The sequence below is a fragment of the Citrobacter sp. Cf125 genome (genome assembly GCF_030333935.1).
Taxonomy (GTDB): Bacteria; Pseudomonadota; Gammaproteobacteria; order Enterobacterales; family Enterobacteriaceae; genus Citrobacter; species Citrobacter freundii.
The window spans coordinates 97311-109882 of the sequence record NZ_JAOWEY010000025.1; the positions used below are offsets into that span (position 1 = coordinate 97311).

The following is a 12572-nucleotide window of genomic DNA, read 5'->3' on the forward strand; positions in this document are numbered from 1 at the left end:
AAAGGTAATAATTCTCACTTACAATTAGACATGCCTTTGGAGATATTCATGTTCGCGAAGACTCGCTTGGCGCTGCTGGTGGGATGGGTGACCGGCAGCGTGGCTTTTCCTCTGCTGGCGCAGGAAACAACAAAAAACGATACGGTGGTTGTCACCTCGCAGATGCAGAGCGGGGCCACGAAACTTGCCACGCCGGATATTGAAACGCCGCAGTCGGTATCGATCGTTACCCGTGAACAGTTTGAAGAGCAAGGCGCAACCAGCGTGCGCCAGGCTGTCAGCTATACGCCGGGGGTGTACAGCAATCAGATTGGCGCCTCCAACCGCTTTGACTACATCGTGCTGCGTGGCTTTTCTGACGGTAGCCTGGATAACGTCTATCTCGATGGTCTGAAGATGATGGGCGACACCAACTCACACAGCTCGCTGGTGGTTGATCCGTGGTTCCTCGAAGATATCGAAGTCGTACGTGGCCCGGCTTCCGTACTGTATGGCCGTTCGTCCCCGGGCGGTATTGTGGCGCTGACCTCACGTAAGCCGTCGTTTGATGCGGGCGGTGAAGTGAAGCTGTTTGCCGGCAACAATAACCAGCGCGGCGCGGCGTTTGACGTCACCGGGGCGCTGGATGATAACGATCGAGTGGCGGCGCGATTGAGCGGGATGACGCGTTACGCGGACTCGCAGTTTGGTCCATTGAAGGAAGAACGTTACGCGCTGATGCCCAGCCTGACCTGGCGTATCACCGACCAGACGCGTCTGGATCTGATGGCCTATCTGCACCGTGACCCGGAAGGCGGAAGCCACTCCGGTCTGCCGTATGACGGCACCGTGGTTCCGCATTACGGGCAAAAGATCTCCAATACCTTTTACGAAGGCGAGGATGATTATGACAAATACGATCGCCGTGAAAACATGGTGGGCTACAACATTGAGCATATGTTTGATAGCGGTTGGTCGGTGCGGCAAAAGCTGCGCTATCTGCATACCGACGTTGAGCTGAACCAGGTGTATGCGGTGGGCTGGTTGAATGAAACCGAGCTTAATCGCGGCTACTCCGGCTCCGATGAAAAAATGTCGGCGATTACGCTGGATAACCAGCTCGACGGCAGCTTTGATACCTGGCAGGTAAACCACCGTCTGCTGGTGGGGATCGACTATCAGGATCGCAGCAACAATACCACCGGCTACTACGGGACTTTCCCGCCGATTGACGCCTTTAATCCGGTGTACGGCGCGAAGCCTGATTACATCGACATGTATGCGCGTGAGAAACACAAGCTGCGCCAGACGGGTTACTATTTGCAGGATCAGATGTCATGGGATCGCTGGCGTATTACGCTCGGTGGTCGCTACGATCAGGTCAGCGTTTCTAATATTGATAAGATCAAGGATACTCGCAGCGATCTGGATAAAAACAACTTCAGCACCCGCGCCGCGTTGCTCTATTTGTTCGATAACGGCTTTGCGCCGTACGTGAGTTACTCCACTGCCTTTACGCCCACCAGTTTTGCCGATGAGAACGGTAATCTGCTGGACCCGATGAAAGGCAAGCAGTGGGAAGCCGGGCTGAAATATGAGCCGGAAGGACTTAACAGTCAGTTCAGCGCGTCGGTGTTCCGTATCAATCAGACGAATATAGCCACTAAAGAAGAGCCGACCGATCCATACCGCTCGATTGGGGAAATTGAATCTGAAGGGGTGGAGCTGGAGGCAATTAGCCAACTGACGGATAGCTTCCGTTTGCAGGCGGCGTATACCTATACCGACATTCGCTATAAGAAAAGCAGCCCGGAAGAGCAGGGCAAGCGCGCAGTGTACGCCCCGCGTAACCAGGCCAGTGCCTGGCTGAGCTACGATGTAAAAAGTGGTCCGCTGGACGGTCTGACGTTGGGTTCAGGCGTGCGCTACGTTAACGGTATTACCAGCGATCGCCTGAATACTCACACCCTGCCGTCCTACACTCTGGTGGATATGGTGATTGGTTACGACTTAACGAATATCGGTATTAAAGGGTTGAGCGCGCAGCTGAACGTTAACAACCTGACCGACAAGCGCTACGTTGCGGCCTGTAACTCGCTCTCATACTGCTACTTCGGCGCCGAGCGCAGCATTGTCGGCAGTGTGTCCTGGAAATTCTGATGTTTTAGCCGGATGCAGCGCTGGCGCCTTATCCGGCCTGGTGCAGTGTGCAAATTGTATGCCTGATGAGCGTAGCGCATCAGGCATAGTGGATTGCGGTTATTGTGTAAAACCGTTTTGCATACAAATCTGTGCGCTGGTTCTCAGAGTAAAGGCGACTTTGTCTGGGTACTGACTGTAATAGTTATGCTCTTCTTCCAGCCCTTTTGCCTGCGCCAGGCGTACCGTTTCCAGCGAGCAGGTACGGTAGATCAGGTCTTTATTCATATTGGTCTGCTTCTCGCGCTGTTTATCTGCGGACAGCGCCAGCCAGTTTTCGGACAGTGAGTAATCGTAAACCACCCGATTTCCTTTCGCCTGCACGTTCTCAATGGTAATAAATTCGTCGATTTTCAGCCTTGGCTGCCCACGCATTTTTTTCTTATCTTCTGCGGCGGCGTATTGGGCCAGCGCATGAATATCCATACTGGCTATTTTCTGTTTATAAGCATCTACATAGGCGGTAGGTTGCTGATAATGCTGAGCGTAAGCGTTTCTTAATTCTCCGTCACTCATCGTACAACCTGCCAGAAACAGAGGTAATAGCAGTACCAGTTTTATTTTAGTCATGATGTTATCCCGTTCATTATTTTGATCCCAGTCGCCCATAACAAAATAGAAAAATTATTACGGATGATATTTAAGGTTGTATAAACGAGAGCACGATGGCACAAGTTCAATTGTCTTAAAATGGCAGGACAGACGGGAAACCCTGCCAGAATTGGCAGGGTTTTGAACATACTGATACAAAAATTAATGGCCGATCATCTTTGCCTTCGGGATCAGCTGGAAATACATATGATCGGGTACTAGCGTATCCCAGACATTGGCATAAACCGCATAACCAATGGTGGCAAACAGAATGCCAAGCACCAGTAGCGTCATGGCAACACCTGACAGCGTCCTCTGACGCCATAACGATTTACCACCGTTGCCTTGTGCTCCAGGCGGAGTCTGCAGTGAAAAGCTCAGCGTTGAGGCTACCGGGCAGGATTCAACGCAGGTCATGCAGCCAGTGCATTCCACGGTACGCACCTGAATCAGTCTGTCGACCGGGATATTCGACGGGCAGTTTTTCGCGCATTTTCCGCAGTCGATGCAACTGTCTGCGTTACGGCGGATTTTAAACGGCGAGAATAGCGAGAACAGGCCGAGCAGCGCGCCATAAGGGCACAGATAGCGGCACCAGGCATTGCGAATAAACAGGCTCAGGACGCTGATAACGACAACAAAGATGAGCGTAGCGGGGCCAATATGGCGAAAGAAATCGAGCATCTTCACGTCGATAATCATGCCATAGGCCGACATTAGAAAATACTGAATCCCCTGTGCAGGCATCGACAGGGCGATATACAAAAAGAAACTCAGCAACAGATACTTCAGACTGAGCAGCGGGATATCCAGCCAGCGCGGCAGCGTGAAGTTGCGACCAAAGACTTTTTTCCCCAGATTGCCGAGCAGTTCGGACAGTGTGCCCACTGGACATAACCACGAACAGAAGGCTTTTTTTAACAACAGACTAATCAGGATAAACGCAACTAACAGCAACATGGAGGCGGCATGGATGGGAGGAAGAAAACCAGTCTCCAGCGTATAGCGGATATTCATCAAGCCCGCGATCGGTAGCCATCCCTCAATACCACCAGGCCTTGGAATATAGATGCTGGTGCCGGCGGTTTCGAAATAGCGGACCCAGTAATAGAACGTTACGCCAATATAAATATTAATAGCCAGCAGGAGAAACTGGGTGGCTTTTCGCCAGCTGCTGGCATTGCGCCAGTCATTCCACGGCAGTTTGCCTCCGATTGTGCCAGGACGGCGCTGCCAGCGCGTTCTCTTCTTCCCATTCATGATTTTTTACTATCCCTCATATTTCCCCTTCTGCATTCAGAAGGCGTTATCACCGGGATATGCTAGCGCTATTTAGATTTGGTGTATTTGATTTGCATCTTATTACGTGGCTGTTATTTTCATCATGCAAATATGCCTGAATAAAAATAACAGCTCGATATTTATCGCAAGCCAGATAAATACCCTGAACGGGGTATTTATTTCTCTGCAGGGCAATGGTTATTCCTGATAAACCTCAACGCGGTCGCGACCATTACTTTTTGCCAGATAAAGTGCGCGATCGGCTTTATCAACCAGCTGTTTGTAGTCGGGATGATAATCATATTCGGCAATACCGATACTGACGGTAATAGAAAACGTTTCTGTCGCAGAGGCTGCCATGCGCATCTCAGCAATTTTCATGCGCAGCGTTTCCAGAATAATACTGGCCTGCGATTCATCTGACTCGACGAGCAGAATCATAAATTCTTCACCACCGTAGCGGAACACGTAATCGCTGCTACGGATATGTTCATAAATGACCGCTGCGACATTTTTGAGCGTCAGATCGCCGATATTATGCCCGAAGTTATCGTTAATTTGCTTGAAGTAGTCGATATCCAGCATCGCCAGGCTAAAAGGCTTATGCGCATGTAACGCCAGCGAGATTTCACGTCGCATGATGGTCGGAATAAAGCGGCGATTAAGCAACTGGGTCAGCGAATCTTTACCATTTTCCTGCTTAACCAGCGCCTCAAACATTGAAGCGAGCAGGAAATGGATTTTTGCCGACAGCTGGCGAACATCCTGTAATAAGCTCATCCGCTCGGGTTCTGTGGGCTGATGCTGAGGTGACAGGGTTGTCGTCAGACGGGTGTCGATCTCTGCAATCAGTGATTCCATTTCTTTGAGCAAATTGCTGTTGCCAAGAATATGTTTTCCCTTATGCGAGAACCACATACCAAAATCAGAGTTCGCCAGAAACACCATTTCACCGAAAGGCATTCCGGTGGCAATGTTATAGATAAACTGGTTTTCCCAGTCGGTAAACGAACGTATTTGCCGTTCGCGCTCGACGTTAACGTCATCGTAAATAGTCTGCAGACGATACTGCTCTTGTGTATGCAGGGAGTTTTGGTAGCTTGGGGAATAGGAGACGGTCATGGCCTCCAGCGCAGTATCCATTGCCAGACTGCTGAAACAGATAGCATTGCTCAGCAGGGAAGACGAGTCGTCAGCTTTGGTTTTCAACACCCGATACAGCTCATCTTTAAGCTTACGCGCGCCGCGGTTCACCAGATCGATGGGCAGACCGATACGGGCATGCACTACGCCAATTTTGCGTTGTTTGGCCAGCAGCTGTGAGAGATCTTCGTGCGCGCTGCCGAGCACGCTGCGTAACCAGTCAAACATACTGCCGCTGAGGCGGGTACTGACCTGTTCTGTATTGAGGAACAATGCACTCTGGGCATGAGAGAGCATATAGTCATAAAAAACGGTCACTAAATGGTGGATCTCTTCATCGCTTAACGATGTGAGGAGCGTGTGAACGTCAGGCGATGTTTGTCGTATCAGCGCCTGCCATTCTGTAAGGAGTAATGTGTCGTTTACCGGTTCAATCTGTTCCATCTCGCTGCCACTCAACGTGCGATTAAAAATTCAGGCAGTATTACGGACAATTACCTCACGATGGTCAAGTTAAACTCTTTTATCGATGGCTAATACCCTCATAAATAAGCCTGAGCGCGAAGACACCTATTATTGCGCCAATGACTCGGCTGGCAACGCATTGGATGCGACCATACGCCCGTCGCACTGCAGGCAAAGAAAATGCCTGGCTGAGAAAAATACGCCAGATAACGGAAGACAACACAATACCTGCCCAGGCCATCAGTCTGGCCCACGTAGGTGTGTCTGCGCTTAAGGTGACCGAGAAGATACTAATAAAAAACAGTACGGTTTGCGGGTTCGATAAATCCGTTAGTAATCCTCGGCGGAAAAATACATACCAGGGGGCGGAAATCGGCTGCTGTAGCGTGGGCATTTGCGGCGTGGCCTGATGGCGGATGCTGTTCCAGGCAAACCACAGCAGATAGACGCCGCCGACAATCTTAATCAATGAAAATATCTCTTCACACTGGGTGATTAGCGTTGCCATACCAAAAAGCCCAAGGCCGGAGTAAAACGCATCACCTAAGGCGACCCCCAGACCGGTCATCACACCTGCGCGTCGTCCGGATGCCAGGCTAGTTTGTACCACTACGAACAGATTTGCGCCGGGGTTAAAAAAGGTTAAAACAAACAGGCTAACAGTGAGCATGACGGCGTGTAGCGGTTCCATAGGCAACCATTCCTCAAATATTCATAAAGTTAACACTATAATTTCAGCGAGCTGGCTGTTCTGAGGATCAACTCACACTGGCTATTGAAACTTTGATCTGGTTGATGTGCTGATACTCGACGGCCGGTTTTTCTGCGCTGCAAAATTTCTATATATTTCTGCTGAGTGTGGATTTTTTATCCAGGCTGGACTAGTTATTAATCATCCTTGAATCGCGTTATCTCATGTTCAGGGATCGATGATGGCGTCATAACAAAACCTGGAGCTGGTCTATGAAAACTGGAATTAAAGTACTTATTGGTGCGTTAGCTTTTGTCGTGACCAACGCATATGCCGCGGAGTTTATGACAAAGCTTGAGTTTGAAAAGGTTGAGTCGCAGTACACAAAAATCGGTGATATCTCAACGAGCAATGAAGTTTCTGTCGCAGATGCCAAAGAAGAACTGCTGAAGAAAGCCGAAGAGAAAGGTGCCGATGTTGTGGTATTAACTTCCGGTCAAACGGATAATAAAATCCATGGCACAGCCAATATCTACAAGAAAAAATAATACGCTGCTGTAAAAATCACGATTCCCGCCGGTCATTGTACCGGCGGGTTTTCTTTTAATCTGCGCCAGAACGTGGTTCTGCTAATTCCGAGATAGCGTGCAGCCGCGGTTTTATCACCATTGAATTGTGCTAACACCTGCTGCGGCGTCAGCAATGACGATGATTGTGGTGAGTCTGCAACAATGGCCAGTTCCGGTAATAGCTGTTGTAAAAAATCAACATTCAGCTCCGGCTGCGGCTCGACGCTTAAAAATAGCGCCAGGCGCTCCATCATATTACGCAGTTCGCGGATATTCCCCGGCCAGCCATAATTCAGTAACGTCGGCTGACTTAAACCCAGCCCCTTGCGTACTGGCTCAGAAAACGGCACATCCAGTTCCGCCAGCGACTGTTTTAAAAAACCTTCCGCCAGCGGCAGGATATCGGGCAATCGCTCGCGTAGCGGCGGCAGCTTGAGGCGTAAAATGCTCAGGCGATAAAACAGATCGGTACGAAACTCCCCCTGTTTCATCTCCTGCTCCAGATTACAGTGTGTGGCGCTAATCACCCTGACATCGACCGGAATAGGCTGATGCCCACCGACTCGGGTGACCTCTTTTTCTTCCAGTACGCGCAGCAGCCGGGTTTGTAACGGCAGCGGCATCTCGCCTATCTCATCAAGAAAAAGGGTTCCGCCATGAGCAATTTCAAACAGGCCCGCGCGTCCTCCCCGACGAGAGCCGGTAAAGGCGCCATCTTCATAGCCGAACAGCTCCGCTTCCAGCAATGATTCGGTGATTGCTCCGCAGTTGACGGCAACAAACGGCGGCGAGGGTTTACCGCGCCGATTCTCCTGACGAGTGAAAAACTCACGGTGAATGGCCTGTGCCGCCAGCTCTTTGCCCGTACCGGTTTCACCCTGAATTAGCACCGGCGCACGCGAGCGGGCGTAGAGCATAATGGTGTGTCGCACCTGTTCCATCTGCGCAGAATGACCGCGCATATCACCGAGCGCGTAGCGGGTGCGTAACGTATCGCCAGAAGCGTACTGACCGTTTCTACGCAGCGTCAGGCGGGTCATATCAAGCGCATCGACAAAGGCCTGGCGCACGGTGGCCGCCGAATAGATAAAGATGCCGGTCATACCTGCTTCTTCTGCCAGATCGGTAATCAATCCCGCACCAACTACCGCCTGCGTGCCGCCAGCCTTCAGCTCGTTGATTTGCCCGCGGGCATCTTCCTCGGTGATATAGCTGCGCTGTTCAAGCTGCAAATTAAAGGTTTTTTGAAAGGCGAGAAGCGCAGGAATGGTTTCCTGATAGGTAATGACGCCAATCGACGAGGTGAGCTTTCCTGCTTTTGCCAGCGCCTGTAGCACGTCAAATCCGCTGGGTTTAATCAGGATCACCGGGATCGATAAACGGCTTTTCAGATACGCCCCGTTGGAGCCAGCCGCAATAATGGCATCACAACGCTCGGTAGCCAGTTTTTTGCGGATATACGCCACCGCTTTTTCGAAACCAAGCTGAATGGGGGTGATGGTCGCCAGGTGGTCGAACTCCAGGCTGATGTCGCGAAACAGTTCGAACAGGCGCGTGACAGAAACCGTCCAGATAACCGGTTTGTCGTCGTTCACCCGCGGTGGAAGATGCGTATCAGCCATAACTAACCCAAAAAGTAAGGAACCGAGTATTAGGGTTTAGTTGTGTTTCATAAATGTTGCAATGAAACATGAAGGAACGTTTCATGAAACGATAGCTGACACGCTTTTGTGCAATAAAGATACAGTAACTTATATTAATGTATTGTTTTTTAAGGGAAATATATAAATTAATTAAAAATTAAGGTCTTTGGCATACCCCTTGCTTTAAGTAAATCAACGAATGCTAACAAGTTGATAACAAGAGGACGGGATATGTCTCTACACTCCCCAGGGCTGGCGTTTCGCGCTGCGCTCAGCAAAGAAAATCCATTACAAATCGTGGGCACCATCAACGCCAATCACGCTCTGCTGGCCCAACGCGCCGGGTATCAGGCGATTTATCTCTCCGGCGGCGGCGTCGCTGCGGGGTCGCTGGGGCTGCCGGATCTTGGTATTTCAACCCTTGATGATGTGCTGACTGATATTCGTCGCATTACGGATGTTTGCCCGCTGCCATTGCTGGTGGATGCAGATATCGGATTTGGATCGTCAGCGTTCAACGTGGCGCGTACCGTGAAGTCGATTGCCAAAGCCGGGGCTGCCGCGCTGCATATTGAAGATCAGATCGGCGCCAAGCGCTGCGGCCATCGCCCGAACAAAGCGATCGTCTCTAAAGAAGAGATGGTCGACAGGATCCGCGCCGCGGTGGATGCACGTACCGATCCCAACTTTGTCATCATGGCGCGGACCGATGCGCTGGCGGTAGAAGGGTTAGAGGCAGCCATCGATCGTGCCCAGGCGTACGTCGAAGCAGGCGCGGACATGCTGTTTCCGGAAGCTATCACCGAGCTTGCGATGTACCGCCAGTTTGCCGACGCGGTGCAGGTGCCGATCCTCGCCAACATTACCGAATTTGGCGCTACGCCGCTGTTCACCACCGATGAACTGCGCAGCGCAAACGTCGCGATGGCGCTGTATCCGCTGTCGGCTTTCCGCGCTATGAACCGCGCTGCGGAAAAGGTTTACAACGTGCTGCGTCAGGAAGGAACGCAAAAGAGCGTGATCGACATTATGCAGACGCGTAACGAGCTGTACGAAAGCATCAATTACTACCAGTTCGAAGAGAAACTCGACGCGCTGTATAGCAAAAAGTAACCGTCGTAGGCCGGATAAGGCACAGCCGCCATCCGGCAATAAATTTGTACCCTACATATTATAAAAATGACGAGGACAACATGAGCGACACAACGATCCTGCAAAATAGTACCCATGTCATTAAACCTAAAAAATCGGTTGCGCTGTCAGGTGTTGCCGCCGGAAATACTGCGCTGTGTACCGTAGGCAAAAGCGGTAACGACCTGCACTATCGTGGCTACGATATTCTCGACCTGGCGCAGCAGTGCGAATTTGAAGAAGTCGCGCATCTGCTGATCCACGGGAAATTACCCACCCGCGATGAACTCACCGCCTATAAAAGCAAACTCAAAGCGCTGCGCGGACTGCCCGCTAACGTACGCACCGTGCTGGAAGCGCTGCCTGCTGCCTCGCATCCGATGGATGTGATGCGCACCGGCGTCTCCGCGCTGGGCTGTACGCTGCCGGAAAAAGAAGGTCATACCGTCTCAGGCGCGCGCGATATTGCCGACAAGCTACTGGCATCGCTCAGTTCAATCCTTTTGTACTGGTATCACTACAGCCATAACGGCGAGCGTATTCAGCCGGAAACTGACGATGATTCCATTGGCGGTCACTTCCTGCACCTGCTGCATGGCGAAAAACCGTCGCGAAGCTGGGAAAAAGCGATGCATATTTCGCTGGTGCTGTACGCCGAGCACGAATTTAACGCCTCCACCTTTACCAGCCGCGTGATTGCCGGGACCGGCTCCGATATGTATTCCGCGATTATCGGCGCGATTGGCGCACTGCGTGGACCGAAACACGGCGGGGCGAATGAAGTGTCGCTGGAGATCCAACAGCGCTACGAAACGCCGGACGAAGCCGAAGCAGATATCCGTAAACGCGTGGAAAACAAAGAAGTGGTGATTGGCTTTGGTCATCCGGTTTACACCATCGCCGACCCGCGCCATCAGGTGATCAAGCGCGTGGCGAAACAGCTTTCTCAGGAAGGTGGTTCGCTGAAAATGTACAACATCGCCGACCGTCTGGAAGACGTAATGTGGGAAACGAAAAAGATGTTCCCCAACCTCGACTGGTTCTCGGCGGTCTCTTACAACATGATGGGCGTTCCCACCGAAATGTTCACCCCGCTGTTTGTCATCGCCCGCGTCACCGGCTGGGCGGCGCACATCATCGAACAGCGCCAGGACAATAAAATTATCCGTCCTTCCGCCAACTATACCGGCCCGGAAGATCGCGAATTTGTCCCGATTGAAAAACGTTGCTAATTCAAAACCTCATACCCTAAATAATTCGAGTTGCATGAAGGCGGCAAGTGAGTGAATCCCCAGGAGCATAGCGAACTATGTGACTGGGGGGAGCGAGCGTAGCCAACGCGCATGCAGCTTGAAGTATGACGGGTATAAAGATAAAAAACAGGAAATGTACCCTATGTCCGCACATATTTCGAACGTCCGCCCCGAATTTGACCGTGAAATCGTTGATATCGTTGATTACGTCATGAACTACGAGATCACTTCGAAGGTGGCGTATGACACTGCGCATTATTGCCTGCTTGATACCTTAGGCTGCGGCCTGGAAGCGCTGGAATATCCGGCCTGTAAAAAACTGCTGGGGCCGGTCGTCCCAGGTACAGTGGTACCGAACGGCGTGCGCGTACCTGGCACCCAGTTCCAGCTCGACCCGGTGCAGGCGGCGTTTAACATCGGTGCGATGATCCGCTGGCTGGACTTCAACGATACCTGGCTTGCCGCTGAGTGGGGTCATCCTTCTGATAACCTCGGCGGTATTTTGGCCACGGCTGACTGGCTGTCGCGTAATGCGGTGGCGGTGGGGAAAGCGCCGTTGACCATGAAAACGGTGCTGACCGGGATGATCAAAGCTCATGAGATTCAGGGCTGTATCGCGCTGGAAAACTCGTTTAACCGTGTTGGTCTCGATCACGTCCTGCTGGTAAAAGTGGCTTCCACGGCGGTGGTCGCTGAGATGCTTGGCCTGAACCGGGATGAAATTCTCAACGCCGTGTCGCTGGCGTGGGTCGACGGCCAGTCGCTGCGTACTTATCGCCATGCGCCAAATACCGGCACGCGTAAATCCTGGGCCGCAGGCGATGCGACCTCGCGCGCGGTACGTCTGGCATTGATGGCTAAAACCGGTGAGATGGGGTATCCGTCTGCGCTGACGGCGAAAACCTGGGGCTTCTATGACGTCTCTTTCAAAGGCGAATCTTTCCGCTTCCAGCGCCCGTACGGCTCTTATGTGATGGAAAACGTGCTGTTTAAAATCTCCTTCCCGGCCGAGTTCCACTCGCAGACCGCGGTAGAAGCGGCCATGACGCTGTACGAGCAGCTACAGGCCGCAGGTAAGACCGCTGCCGATATCGAAAAAGTGACCATTCGTACGCACGAAGCCTGTATCCGCATCATCGATAAAAAAGGCCCGCTGAATAACCCGGCGGATAGGGATCACTGTATCCAGTATATGGTGGCCATTCCGCTGCTGTTCGGGCGCTTAACGGCGGCAGATTACGAAGACGGCGTGGCGCAGGACAAACGTATTGATGCACTGCGCGAGAAGATCAACTGCTTCGAAGATCCGGCCTTTACCGCCGATTACCACGACCCTGAAAAACGCGCCATCGCCAACGCCATCACTCTGGAATTCACCGACGGCTCACGCTTTGAAGAAGTGGTAGTGGAATACCCAATCGGCCATGCGCGTCGTCGTACTGACGGCATGCCGAAGCTGGTCGAGAAGTTCAAAATCAACCTGGCGCGTCAGTTCCCGACCCGTCAGCAGCAGCGCATCCTGGATGTCTCCCTGGACAGAACTCGCCTGGAGCAGATGCCGGTCAATGAGTATATGGATCTCTTCATTATTTAAACCAGCGTGCAGCAAGGCGTAAGTTCAACAGGA

Annotated in this window: 10 protein-coding genes; 5 read left to right on the forward strand and 5 right to left on the reverse strand. The window is 51.8% G+C overall.

Going from position 1 to position 12572, the window contains the following annotated elements:
* The first annotated feature begins 30 nt into the window (after positions 1–30).
* Positions 31–2139, forward strand: a complete 2109-nt coding sequence (gene foxA / locus OGV89_RS17185; protein ID WP_286559017.1) for a ferrioxamine B receptor FoxA — start codon at positions 31–33, stop codon at positions 2137–2139.
* A gap of 99 nt (positions 2140–2238) precedes the next feature.
* Here foxA and OGV89_RS17190 read toward each other — a convergent pair whose 3' ends face one another.
* From OGV89_RS17190 to OGV89_RS17205, 4 genes are all read right to left on the reverse strand, one after another.
* Positions 2239–2748 (reverse strand): hypothetical protein, encoded by a 510-nt coding sequence (locus OGV89_RS17190; RefSeq protein ID WP_225624061.1) that lies wholly within the window; start codon positions 2746–2748, stop codon positions 2239–2241.
* A gap of 183 nt (positions 2749–2931) precedes the next feature.
* Positions 2932–4029, reverse strand: coding sequence for a 4Fe-4S binding protein (locus tag OGV89_RS17195; RefSeq protein WP_200002989.1), 1098 nt, complete (start codon positions 4027–4029; stop codon positions 2932–2934).
* Positions 4030–4248: 219 nt separating this feature from the next.
* A complete protein-coding gene (locus tag OGV89_RS17200) occupies positions 4249–5637 on the reverse strand; it encodes a diguanylate cyclase (RefSeq protein ID WP_143114134.1) in 1389 nt (462 codons plus the stop codon).
* Positions 5638–5716: 79 nt separating this feature from the next.
* Complete coding sequence (locus OGV89_RS17205; RefSeq protein ID WP_003847678.1) at positions 5717–6349, reverse strand: LysE family transporter; 633 nt, start codon at positions 6347–6349, stop codon at positions 5717–5719.
* A 272-nt stretch (positions 6350–6621) separates the two neighbouring features.
* On the opposite strand from OGV89_RS17205, the gene yahO reads away from it, so the two are divergent.
* Entirely contained in the window at positions 6622–6897 is a 276-nt protein-coding gene (yahO, locus tag OGV89_RS17210; protein ID WP_003021310.1) for a DUF1471 family periplasmic protein YahO, read from the forward strand.
* Between the two features lie 32 nt (positions 6898–6929).
* Here the strand turns inward: yahO and prpR are convergent, their stop codons facing one another.
* On the reverse strand, positions 6930–8540 hold the full coding sequence (gene prpR / locus OGV89_RS17215; RefSeq protein WP_016149666.1) for a propionate catabolism operon regulatory protein PrpR: 1611 nt from the start codon (positions 8538–8540) through the stop codon (positions 6930–6932).
* A gap of 252 nt (positions 8541–8792) precedes the next feature.
* Between prpR and prpB the strand changes: the two genes are divergently transcribed.
* From prpB to OGV89_RS17230, 3 genes are all read left to right on the forward strand, one after another.
* Positions 8793–9674 (forward strand): methylisocitrate lyase, encoded by an 882-nt coding sequence (gene prpB / locus OGV89_RS17220; protein WP_057064072.1) that lies wholly within the window; start codon positions 8793–8795, stop codon positions 9672–9674.
* An 80-nt stretch (positions 9675–9754) separates the two neighbouring features.
* Positions 9755–10924 carry a bifunctional 2-methylcitrate synthase/citrate synthase gene (prpC, locus tag OGV89_RS17225; RefSeq protein WP_003838667.1) on the forward strand — a complete coding sequence of 390 codons (1170 nt, stop codon included), beginning with the start codon at positions 9755–9757 and terminating at the stop codon, positions 10922–10924.
* Between the two features lie 163 nt (positions 10925–11087).
* Entirely contained in the window at positions 11088–12539 is a 1452-nt protein-coding gene (locus tag OGV89_RS17230; protein WP_016149668.1) for a bifunctional 2-methylcitrate dehydratase/aconitate hydratase, read from the forward strand.
* Positions 12540–12572 lie beyond the last annotated feature (33 nt).

Coding starts and splice junctions, on each gene's coding strand:
- prpR (WP_016149666.1), bottom strand. CDS start 8,540: ATGGCTGATACGCATCTTCCACCGCGGGTGAACGACGACAAACCGGTT.
- foxA (WP_286559017.1), top strand. CDS start 31: ATGCCTTTGGAGATATTCATGTTCGCGAAGACTCGCTTGGCGCTGCTG.
- OGV89_RS17190 (WP_225624061.1), bottom strand. CDS start 2,748: ATGACTAAAATAAAACTGGTACTGCTATTACCTCTGTTTCTGGCAGGT.
- OGV89_RS17230 (WP_016149668.1), top strand. CDS start 11,088: ATGTCCGCACATATTTCGAACGTCCGCCCCGAATTTGACCGTGAAATC.
- prpC (WP_003838667.1), top strand. CDS start 9,755: ATGAGCGACACAACGATCCTGCAAAATAGTACCCATGTCATTAAACCT.
- OGV89_RS17205 (WP_003847678.1), bottom strand. CDS start 6,349: ATGGAACCGCTACACGCCGTCATGCTCACTGTTAGCCTGTTTGTTTTA.
- OGV89_RS17200 (WP_143114134.1), bottom strand. CDS start 5,637: ATGGAACAGATTGAACCGGTAAACGACACATTACTCCTTACAGAATGG.
- yahO (WP_003021310.1), top strand. CDS start 6,622: ATGAAAACTGGAATTAAAGTACTTATTGGTGCGTTAGCTTTTGTCGTG.
- OGV89_RS17195 (WP_200002989.1), bottom strand. CDS start 4,029: ATGAATGGGAAGAAGAGAACGCGCTGGCAGCGCCGTCCTGGCACAATC.
- prpB (WP_057064072.1), top strand. CDS start 8,793: ATGTCTCTACACTCCCCAGGGCTGGCGTTTCGCGCTGCGCTCAGCAAA.